Origin of the sequence: Listeria sp. SHR_NRA_18 (assembly GCF_003856515.1) — a bacterium.
GTDB lineage: Bacteria > Bacillota > Bacilli > Lactobacillales > Listeriaceae > Listeria_A > Listeria_A newyorkensis.
Genome location: NZ_QPKR01000002.1, coordinates 124,665 through 148,758, shown reverse-complemented (window position 1 = coordinate 148,758; position 24,094 = coordinate 124,665). Strand labels below are relative to the sequence as shown.

The window sequence follows — 24,094 nt, the reverse complement described above, 5'->3', positions numbered from 1 at the left end:
GAATACAAAAATGGCTGGAAAACTGTTTTGGGATAGGTGAGAGGGGCGGGATTTGATGAAGAAAACGGCGTACATAATTTCACATTCGCATTGGGATCGGGAGTGGTTTTTACCGTTGGAGACGTTGCGTTATCGGTTGGTGACGTTGCTGGATGAGACGGCGGATTTGTTGGAGAATAAGGATGGGTTTGATTATTTTCATTTGGATGGGCAGACAATTATGTTGGAGGATTATTTGGCGGTGAAGCCTGGGGCGCGAGCGCGAATGGAGCGTTTGGTTCGGGACGGGAAATTGCGGATTGGTCCTTGGTATATGTTGCAGGATGCGTTTTTGACGAGTAGTGAGGCGAATGTGCGAAATCTGCTTTATGGGATGCAGGATGCGCGGGAGTTTGGCGCGGTGGAGCGAATTGGGTATTTTCCGGATACGTTTGGGATTTATGGTCAGGCGCCGCAACTTGTGAAACAGGCTGGGATTGATTCGGTGATTTTTGGGCGGGGCGTGAAGCCGACTGGATTTAATAATCAGGTTTTTGAGGGCGGTTACACGTCGCCGTTTTCGGAAATGTTTTGGCAGGCGCCGGACGGGACGCGGGTTTTGGGTGTGTTGCTGGCGAATTGGTATTCGAATGGGAATGAGATTCCGGTGGGGCGCGAGGATGCGTTGGCATTTTGGGATAAAAAACTTGCGGATGTGGCGGATTATGCGTCGACGGATGCGTTGCTGTTTTTGAATGGGTGTGATCATCAGCCGGTGCAAGTGGATTTACCGGAGGCGTTGGATGTGGCGCGGGAGCTGTATCCGGACGTGGATTTCAAGCATAGTCATTTTACGGAATATGTAGCGGAGTTGCGGAAGTTGTTGCCGAGTGAGGATTTGCAGGTGATTGAGGGCGAGCTTACGAATCAGCGGACGGATGGCTGGTCGACATTGGTGAATACGGCTTCGTCGCGGATGTATTTGAAGCAGGCGAATCAACGGGTGCAGCAGTTGCTTGAGAAGCAGGTTGAGCCGATTGCGGTGATGGCGACGCGGACTGGGACGGCGGCGTACCCGGAGGAGTATTTGAAGTTTACGTGGAAGTTGCTGATGGAGAATCAGATTCATGATAGTATTACGGGCTGTAGCGTGGACGCGGTGCATCGGGAGATGGAGACGCGATTCATGAAGGCGGAGCAGGCGGCGCGCGCGATGCTGGACGATAAGGTGGCACGGATTGTGCGGCGAGTGGACACGACGGCAAAATTTGATGGGGGCGCTGAGGCTGTGCCGGTTGTGGTGTTTCATACGTCGGGTTATGCGGCGACGCGGGTCGTGACGGTGGATGTGGAGTTTGCGCGGACGTATTTTGCGGAGATGCCGTTTGAGGAGATTCCGGCGTATTTGGATTCGTTGCCAAGTGTGCGATTGGAGATTCGGGATCGGGACGGGAATTTGGTGGATGCGGACGTGACGGAGCTTGGGATGCAGTTCGATTATGAGCTGCCGGATCGGGCATTCCGGAAGCCTTATTTTGCGCGGCGCTATCGTGTGCGCTTTGTTGCGGAGGATTTGCCACGGATGGGTTTTGCGACGTATTTTGCTGTACCTGTGCGGGGTGAAAAGGAGACTGTAAGGGTTGAAAATGACGCGAAACGGTTGGAGAATCAGTTTTTGCAAGTGGATGTTGCGAAAAATGGTTCGTATACGCTGGTTTGTAAGGAGTCGGGGCAAACGTTTGCTGGGCTTGGGGCGTATGTGGATCAGGGCGATATCGGGAATGAGTATATGTTTAAGGAGACTGGCGACGGGCTACGGGTTTCGACGGAGGGCTTGGACGCGGAGTTTGTGGTTTTGGAGAGTTCGAAGGTTCGCAAAACAGTGGAGATTACGCATCGGATGATGTTGCCGGAAAGTGCGGATGCGGAGGCTTTTTCGGATGAGAAGGCGCGTGTGGTTTGGCATCCTGGACGGGTGTCGCCGAGATCGGAGCGTTTGCGCGAGTTTGTCGTGCGGACGAGATTGACGCTTGAGTCGGGTTCGAAGGCGCTGAAAGTGGATGTACGTTTGGATAACGACGTGGCGGATCATCGTTTGCGTGCGGTTTTCCCGACTGGAACGACGCGCGCGACGCATTTTGCGGATAGTGTTTTTGAGATTGTGGAACGGCCGAATCAGGTGAGCGAGGAGTGGCAAAACCCGAGCAATGATCAGCGGCAGCAGGCTTTTGTGGCGGTTGGAGGCTTGATGGTGGTGAATCGTGGTTTGCCGGAATACGAGGTGAACGCGGATGGTTCGGAGATTCGTTTGACGTTGTTACGTGCGAATTCGGAGCTTGGTGATTGGGGCAACTTCCCAACTCCTGAGGCGCAGTCGTTTGGCGAGCAGGTCGCGGAATTTTATGTGATGCCGTATGTGGAGGAGACGCTTCGGACGGAGGCGGCGAAATGGGCGTATGAGTATCAGATGGAACCGCTGGCTGTGCAGGCGGATGGGCAACATGACGGGGAGCTTTCGAGTCGTGTGGAATTTGCGATGTGGCATGACGCGCCGGGACTTATTTTTTCTAGCTGGAAACGGGCGTCGAGCGGGGACGCGGAAATTTTGCGATTTTATAGTGTGAGTGAGACGGTGTGGGAGATGGCGTTGCTGGATGAGATGCGCAAAACGACGATTTTGGAGGAAGCGGTTCCGGATGTGGCGTTAGCGCGGAGTTGGCAGGTTGCGCCGAGTGAAATTATAACGTGGAGAAAAGAGGATGGGAAATGACGACGAAAAATGTGCCGAAAAGTTTTCAGAAAATGATTAATCGGGTTGCGGAGGTTTTTCCAGAGCATGAAAAGTTACAGGAAATGTTTCAGCAATGCTTTTTAAATACGTATGCTACGACGCTGACGGAGACGAAGGAAGGGTTGCCGTTTGTGATTACTGGGGACATTCCTGCGATGTGGTTGCGCGATTCGACGAGCCAAATTCGGCCGTACTTGATGGTGGCGGAGGATGATCCGGAGATGGCGGCGGTGATTGCGGGGCTTGTGAAGCAGCAGATGCGTTTTGTGCAACTGGACCCGTATGCGAATGCGTTTAATCAGGAGGCGAACGGGAAGGGTTTTCAGACGGATAAAACGGAGATGTCGCCGCACGTTTGGGAGCGCAAATATGAGATTGATTCGCTTTGTTATCCGATTCAGCTGGGCTATTTGCTGTGGCAGAGTACGGGAAGTTTGGCACATTTTGACGCGGATTTCCGTCGTGGTGTGGCGGCGATTCTGGCTGTTTGGAAAACGGAACAGCATCATGAAACCGAGTCGCCGTATTCGTTTGAACGTGCGGATGTTCGCCAGTCGGATACGCTGAATCGTGATGGAAAGGGTACGGAGGTCGCGTACACCGGCATGACGTGGAGTGGCTTCCGGCCTAGTGACGACGCGTGTCTTTTCGGTTATTTGGTGCCGAGCAATATGTTCGCTGTGGTCGCGCTTGGTTACCTCGAAGAAATCAATGAGGCGTGTTGGAAAGACGCGAATCTTGCCAAGGAAATCGCGACGCTAAAATCGGAAATTGAGCAGGGAATTCAAGATTTTGCGGTGCAGGAGCATCCTTATTATGGCGAAATGTACGCCTATGAAGTCGATGGAACTGGACGTAAAAATTTCATGGATGACGCGAATGTTCCGAGTCTCCTAGCCGCGCCGTACTTAGGTTTTGGCGATTTCACCGATCCAAAATACCTCGCAACACGGCATTTCATTTTGAGTCGCGAAAATCCTTTTTATGTGGAGGGAAGTCAGCTGACGGGGATTGGCAGTCCGCATACGCCAGATCATTACGTGTGGCCAATCGCGCTTAGTGTGCAAGGTATGACGGCGACGAATTTATCGGAAAAGCTAGCGATTCTGGAGATGCTGACAACGACGGATGGCGGTACTGGTTTTATGCATGAAGGCGTCAACGCGAGCGATCACAACGAGTACACCCGCGAATGGTTCGCCTGGTCGAACGCGATGTTCAGCGAATTCGTTCTGAGTCTGTGCGGCATCTGCGTGAAAGGTTCGCCGCTAGCCAAAAATACAAAATAAAATGCGAAAAGAGTGCGCCTAATTTGGCTCGCTCTTTCGTTGTAGGAGATGATATATGATGAATAAAGTAGAAAAAATGGATAAATTCTTCGTCGCCAGCCAGTGGTTGATCCGCTTCGTCTGGGCGAACCTCATTTGGATGTTTCTGATCGTTCTAGGGCTGGGCATTTTCGGCTTCATGCCAGCAACCGCAGCGCTTTTCACCGTAACTCGGAAATGGTCGCAAAAAGATATTGATGTCGCGATTTGGCCGACCGCTTGGAAAGCCTACAAAAAAGCCTTCGTAGAGACCAATTTGGCGGGATTATGTTTCGCGGCGATTCTGGGATTCCTATACATCGATCTCCGCATCGTTTTTGCAACAATGAATGGCTTGGCGTCAAGCTTGCTCTACTTTTTTCTGTTTTTCCTATTCGCGATGACGATACTTGCGCTCGTGAATTATTTTTCCGTTTACGCGCATTTCATTTATCCGCTACGAGGCTATGTTATCCAGTCGTTCTTGCTCGCCTTCACAAGCTGGAAAACCTCACTGTTGCTCATCGCGGGCTTCGGAATCGCGGCTTATCTCATCGCCCAAGTCCCAGCGCTCATCCTCTTTATCTCAGGCGTTTTGCCGGCGTATTGGGTGATGAAAGTCAATCTCGTTCGCTTTCAGAAAATGCAAGCAAAAATCGCAGCCCAATCCGCGCAAAATGTGGCATAATAGGGACTGGGGGTGTTTTCTAAAATGAGTGCAAACAAACGAAAAAGGCGAATTTTTCAGCGCATGTTATTGATTTTTTCCTTAACATCGCTGTTCACCGTCGGACTACTGCTGTTTTTCATATCCAAATACTACACGAACATAAAAGTCGACGCCGTGTTGCAAGAAACGAAAGCGGTTTCAGAGTCGCAACTTGTCGCAGTGGACCGAAAAGAAGCCGCGCTCGTTGCTATGACGCAGGAAATCTACAAAAACAGCGATCTCATGAATGACGTCCAGATTGCGATGACCCACGATTACGCCGATTATATCCGGCAGAACATCGATAACTATTACGCGCGGCAAGGCTTTTACAGCGTGGATTTGCAGAGTTTTCTGAGGTCCTATTTTACATATGATGAGGATGTAATCGCGGTGCAGCTCGTGTCGGCGGACAAAGAATTCACGTATACTTTTCCGACAAATTACGGCAAATGGCAACCGTTTTTCGAAAAATACGGCGAGAAAAAACTGCTACAGAGCATTTCGCGTAAAGAAAATGTATTCCGATTGGGCGAGAGCCTCGTGTTCAAGCAAGTCATCAATGATCCGAGTACGCTGCAACCGCTTGGAACCGTTTTGATGTACACCGACCCCGGATTCCTCGGCGATCTGATTCCAAATACCAAATCAGCATCCACATTCGCCGTCCTAAACCGCGAAAAGGCAACGCTATACAGCAATCACGCGCTCCCTGACATCACGTCCGAAAATATGGAAAATGGCTACCGTCACGGCAGCGGCTACATCCAAACCACCGAAGAACAAGCATCCGGCGTCTTCGGCCAAGTCGTCATCCCAGAAAGCCAAATCGGCGGCATCCCCGTTCTCCAGTGGACACTATTCGGCGTCGGAGTTGGCCTCGTCCTGATTTCCATCGCGGTCAATTTTTTCATCAGCAGGCGCTATTCCAACCGCATCCAGGTTATTATCGACGGCATGGATCAAATGGAAAAAGGCGAGCTCCACGCCAAGCTTCCCGTCGACGAACGCGAAGATGAACTCACGCTGATCAGTCAAAGCTTCAACAAGATGGGAGACAGCCTGAACGACTACATTAAGCAGGTTTACACGCTCGAAATCGAGGAACAGAAAGCCCAGTTGAAAGCGCTACAAGGCCAAGTCGAGCCTCATTTCCTCTACAACTCTTTAGAAGCCATCCGCATGCACGCGAGGTTAGAAGGCGCGAAGGTGACCAGCAACATGATTTACCACCTATCCACGCTTCTGCGCTACACCGCCGACAATATCGAGATGGTCACGCTTGCCGACGAGGTCAACTACGTCCGCCAATACTTACAATTCATGGAACTCCGCTACCAACAAGGAGTCCCATTTTTCCTAGAAGTCGAAGAACCACTATTAGAACACCCATTTTTAAAATTCACGCTACAACCGCTCGTCGAAAATTTCTTCAAATACGCGCGACATGAGGAAAAGCGAACGAGCCTCACGTTCAGCGCAAAACGAGTTGGCGGCGTACTCGAAGTGAGGATGCGTGACGACGGACTCGGCATTACAGACGACAAAATGCGTCAAATACAGAGCGATCTCGCGGATGAAAAAAGCGAACAGGGCCGCATTGGACTTGTGAATATTCACCGCCGCATCCAGCTTTATTTTGGAGAACAATACGGACTCGCGATTACGAGCATCGAAGGCCAGGGCACCGAAGTGACACTACGCGTTCCATACACATCGCAGGGGAGGAAAAACTATGTTGAAAATGCTTTTAGTAGATGACGAACCGCTGATTGTGCAAGGTTTACAGGCGGTAATTCAGGAATTTGATGAGGAAATTGAGATTATTGGAACCGCGAAAAACGGGATGGAGGCGCTGACGCATTTCGCGAATGAGCCGTGCGACCTCGTGATTACGGATATCAAAATGCCGAAAATGGACGGTTTACAGCTGATTGAGGCTTGGAAAAAAGAACAACCCGAGACGAAATTCATCGTTTTGTCGGGATTCCAGGAATTTGAGTATGTGAAACGAGGACTCGCAATCGGGATTGAGAATTATTTGCTCAAACCGCTGAACGAGACGGAGTTACTTGAAACAATCACGCAGATTAAAGAGAAAGTGGAGGCCGATTTTCAAGCGACGGGAGACGATGCCGCATACTATATTTTGCGGGATAATGCGCTATGGCGTTGGCTAAATGACCGCATTGGGATGGAAGATTGGAAGGAACGGATGGCGCTTTATAAAATGCCGCTTGCCAAAGAAATGAGGACGGCGCTCGTGTGGATTCAGCCGATGTATGGACAGGTAGACCGAACGGCGGACGGCTGGAAAAAGCTACAGAGCCATTTGCGCGCGGAATATCCTTTCATGTTGCTAAATCCCGAAGAAGAACTGCTCATCGGTTTAATGGCGGAGGACGATGCTGGAATCGCGGCGCAGATCACGACGGTATACGAAGAAATCGGGGCCCTCATCGGCGTGGAACAATGCTTCTTTTTGATGAGCGAAGTTGGAACCGGAACCGCCTATTTTCCGAAAGCATTCCGCGGCCTCGAACAACTACTCCAAGAACGCCTCGTCTCCTCACCAGGCACACTTATTTCCGCCGACAAAATTTTACCGCATCGCTGGCGCCCGAATTTCAGCCAACATCAACTAGCGCGCGCCCTCGTTTTGCAGGAAAAAGAAAAGACGCTAACCTGGCTCGATAATTTTTTCACCGAATGGGAGGCACACCTTTACGAAAGCGACCCACATCAAGTCATCCGCGTGCTCAGCGAAGTCGCGCTCATGATGTCCGAATCCGACCCGGAGCAACTACTAAAAGCGATCCGCAGACTAGACGGCGCCGCAACCCCATGCGAACTCAAAACCACGATGCTGGAGCTGATTCATCCATTTTTCGATCGCAATCAACACGATGAAAACAGCAAAAGTCCGATTATCCAGAAAATCATTTCTTACGTCACCGAACATTTCACAGAGGGCATGTCACTGAAAACGCTAGGCGCCAAGTTCCACATTAACGCCGTTTATCTCGGTCAACTTTTCCAAAAAGAAGTCGGCAGTCATTTCACGGACTACCTCAATCAATACCGCGTCAACCATGCCAAAGAAGTGCTGCTAACAACCAAGCAACCCGTGACCGCGATCGCCGAAGAATCAGGCTACACCGACATGGCCTATTTTTACCGGCAATTCAAGAAATACACCGGCTACACCCCGAACGGCTTCCGCAAAAAAGAGAAAGTACATTAAAAAAGTGTCGCGTCTCAGCTTACAGAGTGGGGCGCCATTTTTAATACAGGTGGAATTTGCTAAGTTGAAAACGCCGAGCTATAATTGATGTAGTACGCGAAAAGGGGGGACGATATGAGCACTCGTCTGAAAGTACTGTTTATTTTATTAGGCCTCATCTTAGTGATTATACTAGGTTATGTGATATACAAAGATTACTACGCGGATTTCATGCTATTTCTTGACCCAAAAGCAGACCGTGCCCACCTAATGGAAAGTATCCGCAGTCATAAATTAAAAGACGCGTTACTTCTAGTGGCTCTGACCGCTGTCATGTGCGCTATCCCAGGCGTCCCCAACTCGGTTATCGGCATTTTTATAGGTGTGTGTTTCGGTCCGTGGATTGGTGTTTTAATGAACGTTAGCGGAAATATACTGGGAAACTTCATTGTTATCCTAATTTTGCGCAAATACGGTTTATCCAAAAAAGCGAAAGATCCCGGAGAATTCATAACGAATATTTTAAACATGAAAAAGCCTACCGTCGGGATTACAGTAGGGTACATGATACCGGTGCTTCCATCCGTGATTGTGAATTACGCAGCAGTAAAACTGAAATTACCGCTGAAATCTCTTTTGCTGGCGGTGACAATCGGTGTTTTGCCAACCTCCTTTTTATACGCATTTGGAGGAGACGCCTTACTTAAAGGAAATACTAAGATCGCCATTTTATCGATCGTTTGCGTTGTGATTCTTGTATTCGTCCTGCGAATTTTCCAAAAAAGACAAGTAAGAAGCAATGCGTGATTGGCGCTATGGCGATCTTAGCAACTATAAAAATAAGAGAGTGAGTGAAGTAGCATGACAGAAACAAAGATAAAACAAATTTTGGTGGCGTTTGACGGTTCAGAACAATCAAAGGATGCATTCCAAGAAGCGGTCAGGATTGCGAAATTCGAAAAAGCGAGTTTGACCTTCCTAACTGTGATAACCGAAATCATGCCAAACGACGACGAACTCTACTTACAGCTGGATGTCCGCCCAGAAATTGACGACATCTACCGAGCGCTGGCAGAAAAAAGATTAGAAACCATAACTGCCGACCTTGATAAAACAATTCCCTACAAAAATGAAGCAGTGCACGGCGACGCAAAACGAAGCATTGTAGAATACGCGAAAGAAAACGGAAGCGATCTAATCGTGATCGGCGCAACAGGAAGAGGCGCATTAGAAAGAAGACTAATCGGCTCTACAACAGCATATGTAGTCAACCACGCACCATGTAACGTGATGGTAGTAAAATAACGATTGTTAGAACCCTATACATGAAAAAAAGCCTATCTCATCATTGAGGTAGGACGAAGATATTGCTTTAAACAAATCGAGCGAAAGCGTTTGTATTCAGGGAGTTTGGTGGAAGCCGGAAGCGGAGCATACTGGTGTATGTGATGACTGAAAACAGGGAGGGAGTAGTTTCCCCGACCATGTAAGAAGTTAAGCGTTAGCCGAACCGGAAGTCCGCCAAACTCCCTGAATGCGAGCGCTTGTCGCCGATTTATTTGGGTTATGCACCTTTACATATGAAGTTGCTCGTCTTGCAATCGTTTCATCCGTGTAGTCAAACGATAAAAACGCCGTCTATTTTGAGTTTCCAAAGCAAGATCAATCTCGTTTTGGATTCGTTCCATCCGTTGTTTCTGTGCGAGCATTGTCATGAAACAGTCGATGAACATATCCATAACGATTCTTTCATTTTCAAGCTCCTTGTATTGTTGGGACATTGCTTCAGATATTTTCTTGGCAGACATGACAATCACTCCTTCAAAGTGTATTTTCTAAATTATTAATAGACAATACCACCTTAAAAGAGGGATGAAACCTTTTTATGGAAAAATATTTAGTAACATGGGCGTTTGGATGATGCGTCTGGTGCTATAAGGGGGTTATAAATAGAGGTTATGCGTTTTTTTTTAACATAACGTGAGAAAAATTGCAGAGGGGTCTCTATTTCTGTATTTATCGGGTTATATTAATTAGACGTTTACTTTAGTGATTTCAAAAAACGGTTCTTTTTTCTATATTGTTTAAATAATTTTTATCTAAATATCGCTAATCCAAAGAAAAAAGTATCTAATGGCAACCTGATTTCATATCCTATTTACTTTTCAAAAAAGGGGGCTATGTTTCCTCTCTTTGAGTACATTTTTGAATTCGTTTACATTACCCCATATAGATAAAAAGAAGTAATAAATATATTGTTCTTTAAATTATATACTTTTCGAAAATTTAAATCATAAAGTCAATTGAAAAAATAAAAACGTTGACAATTATACGTTATCACGTTAAATTTACGTTGATAGCGCTATCATGATTTGAATTTAAGGAAGAGGGGGAAGATATAATGAAAACGATAAAGAAAATAATTTCTATGTTACTGATTTGTACGCTAATCATGGGTTTGTTACCGATACAGATGATGGCATCTGCATCGGTGTCTTGGGGAACGGAGTTTATTACTAATATCAACATTACAGATAGGAACGGGAATACTATCTCAGAAGCCCCTATAAGTAAAAGTTTTAAGGTTCGATATGATTGGACGATACCAAATAATATAGATGTTAAAGAAGGAAATACAATGAATATCACGCTGCCAGAAGGACTACGAACAGCGCAAAATGACGTGATGGAGTTCAAAGCTGCGTCAGGCGCGGTCGTGGCAAGAGGACAAGCAACTTCGCCTGGTGGTACAGCCTACAATGTAACGTTTACTGATTATCCAGAAACGCATTCCAATGTAAGGGGATATGTTGAATTTTATATACAATTTGACTCAAGTGTGAAACCTCAGCAGAAAATTGAATTTGATTCTTTGCCTGGTAAACAGCCGGTGACAATAACGGCTATAAAAGAGGATGAAGGGGAAGGCCCTCCTGGGGAACCAGGGCCTGTAGAGATTACCACGGACACCAGTTATAAAATGCGATCGTATAGAGGGAATGGCATAATAGAATGGTATATTTTTGTTATTCCACCTAAACTTAAATCCAATCCAGCAGGTCCGGGCTACTACGACCCAGTATATAACGTTGTGCTAGAAGACACTTATGGCGTAGGTCACACGCTTATTTCAGACTCGGTTAGAGTTAGGCAAGCATACGGAGTTAGAGGCGGATTTTTTGTAGAAAATAGATTGCCTGAGATGGAAATAACGAAAAAGGATGCTGCGGCAAGGACTTTTTCGTTGGATTTAGGGAATCTAGATGATGGTTTCGGAAGAGAGATTACGTACAGAACAAAAATAACAGATGCGGATCAAGAAGCATTTTATAATGAGGTAGCCATCAAAGGAGATGGGTTTGAAAGAAAGATTAACGGTACGTTACGACTTGAAGGCGGTACTGGCGGGGCGGAAGGCGAGCAAGCTGGTTTCACTGTCATAAAACAAGATGAGAATGGCAAACCGCTGGAAGGCGCTAGTTTTGATTTATATCGTATGTCAGCAAGTGGTGGGGAAACGGAGATAGCAACTGACTTAACATCGGATAAAAATGGTGTTATAAGCCATGACAAGTTGCGTTTTGGGACGTATGAGCTTCGTGAAAAAATTGCGCCTGAAGGATATAAACGCTTGGATGCGCCATATCGTTTTGTGTTAGATTCTAGTGGCATGACGACATTGGGAATTCCGATTATCAATGAACGTGAAAAAGCGCCTGTCGGATCTGTAGAATTAAGCAAGTACGATGAGGCTGACAAAAGTAAACAATTGGCAGGAGCGAAGTTTGATTTATATCGAGGACCACCAGCAGCAGGAAAGACACCAATCAGCTCCTATACAACGTCAGCAAGTGGGATTGTATTAGTCAATGATTTAGAATTCGGAGATTACTATTTTGTAGAGAAAGAGGCACCAGAGGGTTATGAGTTAGATGTAACACCAAGAATGTTCACTATTGGACAAGATCAAGTAGCTGTACCATTTGAATTAGGCGTCGCGAATAGAGCGATTGTTGACCCGACCATTCAGACCATCGCGTTTGAAACGGGGACAGAGAATAAAGTTCTTTTTCCAAGTGAAGAGGCGCAGATTAGTGATCGTGTTTCTTACAACGACTTAACGTTAGGTAAGGAATATCGTTTGGACGCAACACTTGTAACAAAAAATAGTGCACTACAGCTAACAACAGGGCAAAAACAGTTCACTGCAACGAGCACGGCAGGTCAAGAAGTAGTCGATTTAGCAGCTTTTGACGCGAGGGCATTGCGCGGCCAACAAGTTGTAGTATTTGAACAATTGATCGATGTAAAGTCCGGACTTATCGTCGCGACACACGAAGATTTGAACGATGCAGATCAAACGGTGGCATTTTCAGATCCGCGTGGTGGTGTAAGTTTTACAAAAGTAGATGCAGATACGCAAAATCCGTTGGCAGGAGCAGAGTTCACCTTATATGAAGGGACGTCAAACACGCCTGGCAATGCGCTAGGTGTCTATATAAGTGCCGTGTCAACTGGAAAAGTGGAGGTAAATAACTTACCATACGGCAATTATCACTTTGTTGAAATAAAAGCACCGAGTGGCGGTTATATTTTAGATGGTAAGGCGATAGATTTTGAAATTATGAGCGACGGAACGGTTCTAGAGTTGGATAATGTCACAAACAAACGTGATTACCAACCGCGAATCGAAACGCTAGCTTTTGAAACAGGAACGAACAATAAAGCACTGTACCCAGGGGTGGCAACGTCTATTAGCGACCGTGTTATGTATGAAGAATTAACACCTGGCAAAGCGTATCGTCTAGAGGCAGAACTGATGACGAAAGATGGTCAAACTGTGTTAACGCAAGGTTCGAAAACATTCACAACGACAACGGAGAATGGCGAAGAAGTCGTAGCATTAGACGGATTTGACGCACGTGCTTTGAAAGGGCAACAAGTCGTCGTATTTGAACGTCTGATTGATACGTCAACGGATGAAGTAGTGGCAACACATGAGGACTTAAATGATGCAGATCAAACAGTATCTTTCTTTGCACCAAGTTTACAAACATTTGCATTTGAAACGAGCACAGGATTACAACATGACATCCATCCGCACCAAAACGTGGAACTTAGCGACCGCGTAGTTTATACGAACCTAAATCCAGGTGAGCGCTACACATTAGAAGCAACATTGGTAGACAAGTTAACTGGTAATATTGTATTCACGCAAGGAACGCACGAATTTATTCCAACAACAGCATCAGGAGAAGTCACAGTACCACTTAACAATTTAGATGCGACAGACTTAAAAGGTAATTCCTATGTTGTCTTTGAAGTGTTAAAAGACGAGTCAGGACAAGTGATGGCAACACACACAGATAAAGATAGCATGACACAAACCGTATCATTCATTGAGCCAAGTATTGGAACAGTAGCACGTGATAAAGAAACAGGCGAAAGCAATGTACACGCTGGACCAATCACGATTGTCGATGAAGTACAATATCAAAACCTAGACACGACGCAAACGTATGACATCGAAGGCGTTTTGATGGACAAAGCAACGAATCAACCATTATTAGTAAACGGTCAAACAATTACGGCAACAAAATCGTTCAGCCCAGCGAATACAAACGGTAGCGAAGAAATCGAATTTACATTAGACGCATCACAACTAAAAGGCAAAGACATCGTTGTTTTTGAAACGTTGAAATTAAATGGCGCGATCATGGCTGTTCACCAAGATATCAATGATGCAAAACAAACGATTAAAGTCGTAGATCCAGCGATTGGAACAACATTACGTGACGAAGAAACAGCAACACAAACACCAAGTCCAGAAGAAGACGTAACATTAGTAGATGTTGTGAAATATGAGAACTTAATTCCAGGCCGTGAGTATACGGTAAAAGGAATTTTGATGGACAAAGCAACAGAAGCACCACTCGTGATTGACGGCGAGCAAGTAGAAGCAAAAACAACCTTCACACCGGAAAGTCCGAATGGTGAAGTGGACGTGATTTTCACATTTGGTGCTAAAGGTTTGGCGGGGCAAGGTGTTGTAGCATTTGAGCGTCTGTATACCGACAACAAAGAAGTAGCCGTGCATACAGACATTAATGATGCGAACCAAACAGTTACGTTCAAAACACCAGAAATCGGGACAACAGCAACCGATCAAAACGGTGAAAAAGAACTGAATGCAGACAGCGAAGTAACCATCATCGACGTAGTAGCGTATAAAGATCTAATCGCAGGGAAAGAATACACGCTCCAAGGAATTTTAATGGACAAAGCAACAAACGCACCAGTTCTTGTAAATGGTGAAGAAGTACGCGGTGAAACAACCTTCACACCAGAAGATACAGATGGTTCTGTAGAAGTAGCTTTCACATTTGACGCAAGTGACTTATACGGTAAAGATCTAGTCGTATTCGAGAAATTAATGCGTAACGGTAAAGAAGTAGTGAATCACGAAGATATTAACGACGAAGGACAAACAGTAACAATCAAAACACCGGAAATCGGTACAACATTACGTGACGAAGAAACAAACACACAAACACCAAGTCCAGAAGAAGATGTGACACTTATCGATATCGTTCGCTACGAGAATTTAACACCAGGTCGTGAATACACGGTCAAAGGAATTTTGATGGACAAAGCGACAGAAGCACCATTATTAGTAGACGGTAAGCAAGTAGAAGCAGAAACAACATTCACACCAGAAACACCAAATGGCGAAGTAGAAGTAACCTTCACATTCAACGCCAAAGCTTTAGCAGGTCAAGAAGTGGTAGCATTTGAGCGCCTATATACCGACAACAAAGAAGTAGCGGTGCATACAGATATTAATGATGCTGACCAAACCGTGACATTCACGAAACCAGACCTAAAAACAATCGCAACAGATCAAAATGGTGAGAAAGAAATCATGCCAGAAGAAAAAGTAAGCATTATTGACAAGGTATACTATGAAGACTTAATCGTCGGAAAAGAATACACGGTAACTGGGAAATTGATGGACAAAGCAACGAATAAGCCAGTTCTATCAAACGGTAAAGAAGTACTAGGCGAAACAACATTCACACCAGAAGAGCCAAACGGTGTTGTAGAAGTAGCATTTGACTTGGACGCACGTGAATTAGGTGGACGTGAAGTCGTTGTCTTCGAGAAATTATTCCGCAATGGGAAAGAAGTTGTGGGACACGAAGACATTAACGACTTAGACCAAACGGTTCGCTTTATCGAGCAGCCAGACCCAGAAAATACAGGTCAACCAGAAAGAGTAGACCGACTAGGAGACCCACAAAATCCGCTAAAACCAGAAAATCTATCTGTAGCGGGTAATGGTATAAGCAAAATAGAGGAAATAGAGAAAGTTGACAAAGTTGACAAAGATAACAAAGGTAAAGAGAACACAATTTTAACAGAAAAAATGCCGAAAACTGGAGACACATTCTCACTGCTGAATCTCTTATTTGGAAGTATAATTATAGTGATGGGGTCGAGTATGTTCCTTCGTAAAAGGAAGCAGCACCTTTAAAGATAAGTCATGAGAGCGTTTATGCAGCGCGTTTTCCAAAGTGAAAGCGCGCTTTTTAATGCGCAAATTTGTGACTCAAAGTATGCATTATATTCCAAGTTAAGCGTTTACAAAATATCAAAATAATGGTAAAGTAGGAATGTATATAAAAAGATGTGATTTTATATGCTCATAAAAACACAAAGAAGGGATGAAGAAAATGAAAAAAATTCTAGCAAGTATGATGATGATAGCTGTTCTTTCCGTTAGTTTTGTTGGTGCGTCGGGAGTTATTAACGAGCAAAAAGTAGAGGCTGCCGCTGCAACTAGTATTTATGTAAAAGTTACTCGCACGTCTCAGATACAATATGGCTCGCTCTATGTTACAGTGTCACAAAATGGTTATACTTATAGAGGTACCGTCTACAATACAAAGGCAGCAGCATGCTATTCTAAGAACGTTACCGATGCTTATTATGGTTGGGTATATAGATAAGCCCTTTTCAAAAAAGTGGACTTGACAATAAGAAACTTCACTAAGGCGTTCACCTGAGGGAGGACGCCTTAGTGTGATTTTTACAAATCTAACGCCAACGCTCTAACTTCTTCAAGAATTTTTTAGTATACATCTTATTAAGGAAAAACTTCCCGACTTTACTCATATCAGATTCCTGAAATCCTTTTAAACTAATTTCGTAAAACTCATCAAACGTTGCGTCAGGATTCGTCCACTCGCCATTTTCGTAACATTTCAAACAGAATTTCTCCGAGCGCGTACCATCTTTTTCCGTACCAAATTCTTCAGGTTTACTCATAGGCATGCCGCAACTTTGGCACTGTGGTGTTTTCGCCATTCTTCATCTCTCCATTTCCATAACATATAGTATAAAGTATAGCGTACTCCGATTCTGCGCACAATAGGCGAGCTGAAAATAGTAATTATTTCATGTACCCGAGGATTAAATCTTGCTCAGCTTGTATCTCTAGTTTGCGAATAATTAACATATACTGATACAAAGCAGTGTTTGAACAGCTGAACTTGTTTTGCTGTAATTGTTGAAAAAGATATTCCAGTGTAGCTGTAAATACAAGATGGAAGTATTGAACCGTTTCTAACAATGGCGTTCCGATATCCTTCCGATCTTCTCCAACATTTTGAAAGATGGAAGTGCTGACATAGTTTTGTTGTATTTGCTTACTAACCATTTGAAAAAGTTGTGTAATTTCCTGTGTTTGCGACACAAGAAACCCGTCGTATTCCTTGCGCTGTGCATATTCGTCGGTCTCCGTGTAATAAGTAGAAACCCAATAGCGGACAATATTTTCTATATTCTGCTCAACATATTGAAAAATTTTTTGCACCATGCGAATCCCCTACTTTCTAAATACTGCCATGCTAATTCATTATACTGCCTTGGCGTAGAAAAAGATAGATGATTCGACGTTGTTCACAGAATTGTCGGAATTATAAGGATATCTGGTAATATTTTTCCTCTTATGAAATAAAAACCAATCACAACTCGCTCGCTATCCACCGAAACTTCCGCTATACTATAAAGTAATAAAGTTCGAAAAAAGGAGAAGTCTATGAATACCAATGAAGTGATGCAACAACTCGAATCTCTCGGTTCTGAGCAAACCAAAAAGACCCTCTGTCGACACGGCGTTAATGAGCCAGTTTTCGGTGTTAAAATCGGAGACATGAAGAAACTTCTAGTCAAAAAAATAAAGGACTCAAATGTTTCACGTGAACTTTTCGCGACTGGAAATTATGATGCACAATATTTAGCAGGCCTGACAATCAACCCAAAAGAAGTCACAAAAGAAGAGCTTCTCACCTGGGCAGAAACAGCGAATTGTTCTGCGATAAACGAAGCAATCGTCGCCAGTCTTGCAGCAGAAACCCCGTACGCAACCGAGCTCGCTAAAACATGGATGGCATCCGACGAAGAACGAATAGAAGATACCGGATGGAGCTGCTACGCCAACTATTTGTCACTAACACCAAACGAGGAAATCAACGAAACCGAGGTCCTCACGCTTTTAGAAAATGTCGAAAAAAACATTCACGAAGCCAAAAATAGCGTCAAATATACGATGAACCAATTCGTCATCTGCACAGGAAGCTACTACCCACCTCTACTTGAAAAAGCCATCTCCGTTGCCAAAAACATCGGCCAAGTACACGTAGACATGGGCGACACCTCCTGTAAAGTCCCGCTAGCAAGCGACTACATCGAAAAAGTAATAGAAAAAGACCGCGTTGGGAAAAAACGAAAACGCGCCATTTGTTAAATGAAAGCCTGTGAAATCAAATTGGTTTCACAGGTTTTCTTTATTCTGGAAAACTAGAATACTAATTTTGTCCACAAATCTATATTTCCCCCACTATTCGCACAGCCCCTAAAAAAGGTACACTTAAGATGTTGAAAACACTTACAAAAGCGGGGTGACACGAATTGAAGAAGTTCTTCAAAAAACTCTACGCGAATAAAATCTGGTTATTCATGGTTTTGCCGGGAGTCGCATGGTTTTTAATCTTTGCGTATTTACCGATGTTCGGAACTGTGATTGCCTTTAAAGATTACCGTGTAGATGGAAACGGTTTCATATCTAGTCTGATGAGCAGTGACTGGGTAGGTTTAGAAAATTTCAAGTTTTTATTTAGAACCGATGATGCCTTTATTATCACGCGGAATACCGTACTTTATAACTTAGTCTTTATCATCGTGGGGCTCCTTTTGGGCGTTGCTTTGGCGATCGTCTTTAACAGTCTCGTGAACAAACGCATGGCAAAAGTCTACCAAACCGGTATGCTATTTCCCTATTTCCTATCTTGGGTTGTTGTAAGTTACTTCCTATACAGCTTCCTGAGTGAAGATAGCGGACTACTTAATTCACTGATTGTTTCCTTTGGCGGCGATCCGATTTCGTGGTACAGCGATCCGAAATATTGGCCCTTTATCCTGATTTTCATGAACATCTGGAAAGGCCTGGGCTATGGAAGTATCGTTTATCTGGCCGCGATTGCCGGAATTGACCGGAACTACTACGAGGCTGCGATGATTGATGGTGCTGGCAAATGGCAACAAATCCGCCACGTGACAATTCCAGCTTTGACGCCGCTGATCATTATCTTAACAATTCTAAACGTCGGCAAAATTTTCAACTCTGATTTCGGTTTGTTCTATCAACTTCCGCGAAACTCAGGGCCACTTTACCCAGTGACGGATGTTATCGATACATACGTTTATCGCGGTTTAACATCGCTTGGGGACATCAGTATGAGCGCTGCGGCAGGACTTTACCAGTCGATTGTCGGTTTCATTCTCGTCATGCTGACAAACTATATCGTGAAGAAAATCGATCCAGAATATGCACTATTTTAAAAACGGAGGCGAGTTAATTGGCAGAACAAATAGAACAAGTCGAGCAGTTAGAGCAGGTTAATGGCGACCTCCGCCTGCCGAAAAAAAATAAACCTAAAAAATCGGACGTCGTAGATTTTGAACCGAAAATGAACGTAGCAATGAATATCTTGCTCGGATTTCTCGCCATACTCTGCGTTTTTCCGTTCCTGTACATCATCGTTATTTCATTCAGTAGCCAAGATGCACTGGCAACAAACGGTTTCCGCCTCATTCCGAGCGAGTGGAGCACCGAAGCTTATAAATATCTGTGGAATATGAAAGGTCAACTGCTCCAATCTTATGGCGTAACAATCGTCGTGACGGTAGTTGGTACTGTGTTTAGCGTATCGATGATCGCCTTATACTCCTACGCGATTTCCAGAAAACAGTTCGCCTACCGCAAGCAATTCACGTTCTTAGCCTTTTTCACGATGCTATTTAGCGGCGGGATGGTACCAGCATACATCGTCATGACCCAAGTACTCCAACTGAAAAATTCCATCTGGGCACTGATTCTGCCACTAGCGATGAACGCATTTTACATCATGATTATGCGGACCTTCTTTATCCGCTCGATTCCAGAGCCGATACTCGAAGCCGCACGAATCGAAGGCGCCAGCGAACTACGCATTTTGCTAAAAATTGTCTTACCATTATCGTTACCTGGTATCGCAACAATTGCACTGTTCAGCACGCTCGGCTATTGGAACGACTGGTTCAACGCCTCACTTTACATCGACAACCCGCAACTAGTCCCGCTCCAATCCTTGTTGATGAAAATTGAGAATAATCTAGAATTCATGCGCCAAAATGCAGACATCGCGTTCACATCGGGAGCCTTCAAAGGAATCCCACAAGACGGCGCAAAAATGGCGATGGTTGTTATTTCGACAATTCCAATCGCGATTACGTATCCATTTTTCCAGAAATATTTCATAAGTGGTTTAACCATCGGCGGCGTAAAAGAATAGCCCAGCGGGCTGAGAAACGGTCATCTGCGTCGTTAAAGATTCCGTTCCGGTGCTCATGTACAGGTCGTACATTCCGCTCCGGTACTCATCCTTGCCTAGCATCTAACCATTTCTCAGCCCGCTGGGGTTCGGCGATGCAAGACTGATTTTGAGTAAAAAAACATTTAAAAAATCTATGATAAAATAGGGTTCTGGGTTGTGCTCGGAATCCTGATGAAAAGGGAGGATTTTTGATGAAGAAGAAACTGTTTTTGGTGATGATTTTGAGTTTTGTGATGTTGGTGATGGCTGCTTGTGGGAGTGATAAATCGGCGAGCGGGGATAGTGAGGTTACGCTGAAATGGTATATGATTGGGACGCCTCAGAAGGATCATGATAAGGTGATGAAAGAGGTGAATAAATATACACAGGAGAAGCTTGGTTTTGGCGTGGATATGACGCAAATCGACTGGGGCGACTACGGTAGCAGAATGCAGACGATGATTAATTCGGGCGAAAATTTTGATATCGCTTACACGGCTGCGGGAGAGTTCGTAACGTATTCTCAAAAAGGCGCGTTCATGGATATTTCGAAGTATCTTGATAACGAAGGCAAGAAGATGAAAGCCGAATTGAATAGCCAGCTTTGGGAAGGCGTGACGATGGATAACAAGGTCTATGGTGTGCCTTCGAACAAAGAAATCGGCGAGCAGCAAGTGTATGTTTTCAATAAAAACTTAGTGGATAAATACAAAATGGACGTTTCCAAAGTGAAGAATTTTGCTGACTTAGGTCCGCTTTTGAAAATAATCAAGGAAAATGAGCCGAACATCACGCCAATCGGTGGGAATAAAGACTTTAAACCGGTAACGCCGTTTGATTATTTGATTGACTCTGCGGTTCCGCTTCCATTTGCGGTCGATGAGTACAATGATACTGGCAAAGTAGTGAATTTTTATGAGCAACCTGAAACGGTGAAAATTTTGAAAGACTTGCATGGTTTTTATGAGGATGGCTATGTGAGTAAGGATATCGCGACGTCGACTGATCCGTGGTCTTATGAGAAGGAAAACTGGTTTGTGCGTATTGAGAAATATCAGCCGTACGCGGAATCGATTTGGGATAAGCAAACGAATGGTCAGTATAAAGTGGTGACGCAGCCAATTATGAAAACGCCAATCGTTAAAAATAGTTCTGTGACGGGCGCGATTCAAGCTGTTTCTATGACGTCGAAGCATCCGAAAGAGTCTGTGGAGTTCTTGAACTTGCTGAACACAGATCCGTATTTGCGTAACTTGGTTGACAAAGGGATTGAAGGGACGCATTACACGGAGCTAGCGGATGGCAGTATTGAGGATCTACCAGCGCGCGTGGAGAATTATTCGATGCCGACTTATGCGCTCGGAAACCACTTTATTTTGAAGCGTTATTCGGATGAGCCGAAAGATAAATGGGAGAAATTCAAGGAGTTTAACGAGGAGTCAAAAGCATCGCCAGGACTCGGATTCTATTTTGACTCGAAAAATGTCCGCACAGAAATTGCCGCGATTACGAACGTTTGTAATGAATTCGGACCAGCGCTTCTGACTGGGACGGTAGATCCGGATGATTACATGCCGAAATTCAAAAAGAAATTGAATGATGCGGGAATGAAAACCGTGATGACTGAGATGCAGAAGCAGTATGACGCGTTTAAGAAAGAGAATAAGGAAAAGGTAAATTAAATACTGTTAAAACGCTAAGTCGTGGTTCGATAGCCTCTATCAAACCACGACTTTTCTGCGTTCTAAAACTAATTTCCAAATAAACGCTTGACTTTTAAAAACTACAACTGTAGAATGTAATTAACGACAAGTGTAGAAAGTGGAAGGAGGGTTGAGAAAATGAAACGTTTACCGGATGCAGAGTTTGAAATTATGAAGGCTGTTTGGAAGAGTTCGCCACCAGTTTCGACGAATGAAATCATCGCGGTGTTGGATGGGGATAAACATTGGAAACCGCAGACTGTTCTTACTTTATTAGTGCGCTTAATCGAGCGGGACTTTTTAGAAAGTGAGAAAGTTGGGCGGGAAAGGGTGTACACGCCGATCGTTACCGAGGAGATGTATCTTCAATCGGAGACGGAGCAGTTCATGGATAAGCATTACAATAATTCGCTGGTGGGGCTCGTTAATACGCTGTATAAGGGCGGCGATATGTCGGACAAAGACATTGACGAACTGAAAGACTGGCTTTCAAAAAGGAGTTGATAAGATGTGGGGCAAATAATGTTTGACTTACTAGAAGCATCAATCACGATGGCGATTATTATCGTATTGGTCATGTTGTTTCACCACTTTTTCGGGAAAAAATATTCAGCAAAATGGCGATATTACATTTGGTTCGCTGTGTTAATCGGATTGTTGTTGCCGTTTCGTTTGGAGTTCGAAACAGCGTTGATTAAAGCGCCGATTATTGCGCAGACGGGTGTGGCTGAACCGGCTACTACGATGGGGAATCTGAATGAAGTAGTCGATGTTAATCCGGTAAATACAGCCGCGTCGCCAGTTGTGGAATCGTTCTGGACGTTACCGATGGTTTTATTTAGTATCTGGTTCGCTGGATTTGTTGTTTTCCTAAGCTACAACGTGTGGAAGCATTATCGCTTTTTGCGGATGGTGAAAAGGTGGACGACGCCAGTAACGGATGCATCGATTTTGGCATTATTTGAGCAAGAGAAACACAATGTGGGGGTAGCTTCAAAGCATATTGAGATACATATGTGTCGATTTGAAATTAGCCCGATGTTGATTGGATTCCTGAAGCCGACGATTTTGCTGCCGGAAAAACCAATTGATGAGGAAGAAATGGCCCTGATTTTGCGTCATGAATTAGTCCATTTTAAACGCAAGGATTTGTGGGTGAACGCGGCGCTCTTGTTGGCAACTGCGATCCATTGGTTTAACCCATTTGTATACGTGATGGGCCGAGCATTCCAGAACGATTGCGAGGAATCCTGCGATGAAACGTTGCTAACAGGCGAAAATATGGATAAAAGAAGAACATACGGAGAAGCGATTATCGGCTTAATTCGTAACAAAGATGTAAAACGAACAGCATTATCAACTAATTTTTATGGAGGGAAAAAGACATTGAAAAACAGACTGACATCTATCATGGACACGAGTAAGAAGAAGGTGGGCATAGCGGTACTTTGCTGCGGTGCAACGGTTACAGCGATTTTCTTATCGGGAAGCATTTTTATGAATCAAGGCGGCGAAAAAGCGGAGGCGGCTGCTGAAATTACGGCTAAGCGCGCACAAGAAATTGCGTTGGCAGAAACGGGCGGCGGTACGGTTGTGAAGTATAGCCTCGATTATGAGAACGGCAAGAAAATGTATGATATTAAAATCGTGAACGGTAATACGGAATATGAAATGGACATCAGCGCGACGGATGCTAAGATTTACAGTTTTGAGAAAAAGGCAATTAAGGCTACAACCGCAACGAAAACGCCAGCTTCGACTAAATTGACAGTGACGCCAGCTAACGAAATCACGGTGGCAAAAGCGAAACAGATTGCGCTAGCTAAAACAGGCGGTGGAACAGTGACGCGTGCTAATGTGGACTATGAAAATGGCAAGAAAGTCTATGATATCCAAATTGTGAACGGAAGCGCGAAGTACGAAATGGATATTGGCGCGACGGATTCTAAAGTATACAGCTACGAAAAAGAAACAATCAGAACGAGTGCAACAACACCGAGCAAAAACACACAAAGTAACACGACAAAACCAGCGCAAAATACAACACCGAAAACGAATACGGGAACAACAAACAAAGTAACGACGAATAAAACAACAACAACCGAAATTTCAGCAGCAAGAGCACAACAAATCGCACTAGGCAGAACTGGTGGCGGAAAAGTGGTACAATCCTATGTGGATTACGAGAATGGCCGTAAAGTGTATGATATTAAAATCGTAAATGGCAACACGGAGTATGACTTGGAGATCGGCGCGGCGGATTCTGTTGTGTACGGTTTCGAGAAGGAAACGATTAATAGAGCGGCTACAAGTACGAAGCCAAACACAAATACAACTGCGAAGTCTGCAGGAACTGCTCACAACGACAACGATGATGACGACGACCGTTACGATAACGACAACGACGACGATGACAGATATGATAACGATTCGGACGATGATGATCGCTACGATAACGACTAAAAAT

The 24,094-nt window shown here is 44.7% G+C and carries 18 protein-coding genes; 15 read left to right on the top strand and 3 right to left on the bottom strand.

From position 1 onward, the window contains the following. The first annotated feature begins 52 nt into the window (after window positions 1–52). The 7 genes from DUK53_RS04845 (at window position 53) to DUK53_RS04815 (ending at window position 9,314) form a co-directional block, all read left to right on the top strand. Window positions 53–2,749 carry an alpha-mannosidase gene (locus DUK53_RS04845; protein ID WP_052164945.1) on the top strand — a complete coding sequence of 899 codons (2,697 nt, stop codon included), beginning with the start codon at window positions 53–55 and terminating at the stop codon, window positions 2,747–2,749. After that, the gene (locus DUK53_RS04840; protein WP_036132175.1) at window positions 2,746–4,059 is read left to right on the top strand and encodes a glycoside hydrolase family 125 protein; all 1,314 of its coding nucleotides are present in this window, start codon (window positions 2,746–2,748) and stop codon (window positions 4,057–4,059) included. Before DUK53_RS04845 ends, DUK53_RS04840 begins: the two co-directional genes overlap by 4 nt. Before the next feature lie 55 nt (window positions 4,060–4,114). Continuing rightward, window positions 4,115–4,765, top strand: coding sequence for a YesL family protein (locus tag DUK53_RS04835; RefSeq protein WP_236637267.1), 651 nt, complete (start codon window positions 4,115–4,117; stop codon window positions 4,763–4,765). Window positions 4,766–4,789: 24 nt separating this feature from the next. Then, window positions 4,790–6,547, top strand: coding sequence for a sensor histidine kinase (locus DUK53_RS04830; RefSeq protein ID WP_036132172.1), 1,758 nt, complete (start codon window positions 4,790–4,792; stop codon window positions 6,545–6,547). Beyond that, entirely contained in the window at window positions 6,522–8,030 is a 1,509-nt protein-coding gene (locus tag DUK53_RS04825) for a response regulator transcription factor (RefSeq protein ID WP_124892593.1), read from the top strand. Before DUK53_RS04830 ends, DUK53_RS04825 begins: the two co-directional genes overlap by 26 nt. Window positions 8,031–8,144: 114 nt before the next feature. Next, window positions 8,145–8,816: a TVP38/TMEM64 family protein gene (locus tag DUK53_RS04820; protein WP_036094759.1), complete on the top strand. Its 672-nt coding sequence runs from the start codon at window positions 8,145–8,147 to the stop codon at window positions 8,814–8,816. Between the two features lie 54 nt (window positions 8,817–8,870). Then, window positions 8,871–9,314: a universal stress protein gene (locus tag DUK53_RS04815; protein WP_036094760.1), complete on the top strand. Its 444-nt coding sequence runs from the start codon at window positions 8,871–8,873 to the stop codon at window positions 9,312–9,314. Window positions 9,315–9,583: 269 nt separating this feature from the next. Here the strand turns inward: DUK53_RS04815 and DUK53_RS04810 are convergent, their stop codons facing one another. Continuing rightward, window positions 9,584–9,817: an IDEAL domain-containing protein gene (locus tag DUK53_RS04810; RefSeq protein ID WP_036081429.1), complete on the bottom strand. Its 234-nt coding sequence runs from the start codon at window positions 9,815–9,817 to the stop codon at window positions 9,584–9,586. A 593-nt stretch (window positions 9,818–10,410) separates the two neighbouring features. Here DUK53_RS04810 and DUK53_RS04805 point away from each other — a divergent pair. Next, a complete protein-coding gene (locus DUK53_RS04805) occupies window positions 10,411–15,543 on the top strand; it encodes a VaFE repeat-containing surface-anchored protein (protein WP_124892619.1) in 5,133 nt (1,710 codons plus the stop codon). Between the two features lie 199 nt (window positions 15,544–15,742). Then, the gene (locus DUK53_RS04800) at window positions 15,743–16,018 is read left to right on the top strand and encodes a hypothetical protein (protein ID WP_036094761.1); all 276 of its coding nucleotides are present in this window, start codon (window positions 15,743–15,745) and stop codon (window positions 16,016–16,018) included. Window positions 16,019–16,106: 88 nt separating this feature from the next. On the opposite strand, the gene DUK53_RS04795 is transcribed toward DUK53_RS04800, so the two are convergent. After that, complete coding sequence (locus tag DUK53_RS04795) at window positions 16,107–16,376, bottom strand: zinc ribbon domain-containing protein (protein ID WP_036094762.1); 270 nt, start codon at window positions 16,374–16,376, stop codon at window positions 16,107–16,109. An 85-nt stretch (window positions 16,377–16,461) separates the two neighbouring features. Further along, entirely contained in the window at window positions 16,462–16,887 is a 426-nt protein-coding gene (locus DUK53_RS04790) for a hypothetical protein (RefSeq protein WP_036094763.1), read from the bottom strand. A gap of 222 nt (window positions 16,888–17,109) precedes the next feature. Between DUK53_RS04790 and DUK53_RS04785 the strand changes: the two genes are divergently transcribed. The 6 genes from DUK53_RS04785 to DUK53_RS04760 all read left to right on the top strand — a co-directional run bounded on the left by DUK53_RS04785 (window position 17,110) and on the right by DUK53_RS04760 (window position 24,090). Further along, entirely contained in the window at window positions 17,110–17,817 is a 708-nt protein-coding gene (locus DUK53_RS04785; protein ID WP_036094764.1) for a DNA alkylation repair protein, read from the top strand. A 212-nt stretch (window positions 17,818–18,029) separates the two neighbouring features. Next, window positions 18,030–18,911, top strand: a complete 882-nt coding sequence (locus tag DUK53_RS04780) for an ABC transporter permease (protein ID WP_373862716.1) — start codon at window positions 18,030–18,032, stop codon at window positions 18,909–18,911. 17 nt (window positions 18,912–18,928) lie between these two features. After that, window positions 18,929–19,903 carry a carbohydrate ABC transporter permease gene (locus tag DUK53_RS04775; protein WP_036132170.1) on the top strand — a complete coding sequence of 325 codons (975 nt, stop codon included), beginning with the start codon at window positions 18,929–18,931 and terminating at the stop codon, window positions 19,901–19,903. Between the two features lie 233 nt (window positions 19,904–20,136). Beyond that, window positions 20,137–21,606 (top strand): ABC transporter substrate-binding protein, encoded by a 1,470-nt coding sequence (locus tag DUK53_RS04770; RefSeq protein WP_124892591.1) that lies wholly within the window; start codon window positions 20,137–20,139, stop codon window positions 21,604–21,606. A 159-nt stretch (window positions 21,607–21,765) separates the two neighbouring features. After that, window positions 21,766–22,131, top strand: coding sequence for a BlaI/MecI/CopY family transcriptional regulator (locus tag DUK53_RS04765; protein ID WP_036094767.1), 366 nt, complete (start codon window positions 21,766–21,768; stop codon window positions 22,129–22,131). Between the two features lie 6 nt (window positions 22,132–22,137). Further along, a complete protein-coding gene (locus DUK53_RS04760; protein WP_052164943.1) occupies window positions 22,138–24,090 on the top strand; it encodes a M56 family metallopeptidase in 1,953 nt (650 codons plus the stop codon). Window positions 24,091–24,094 lie beyond the last annotated feature (4 nt).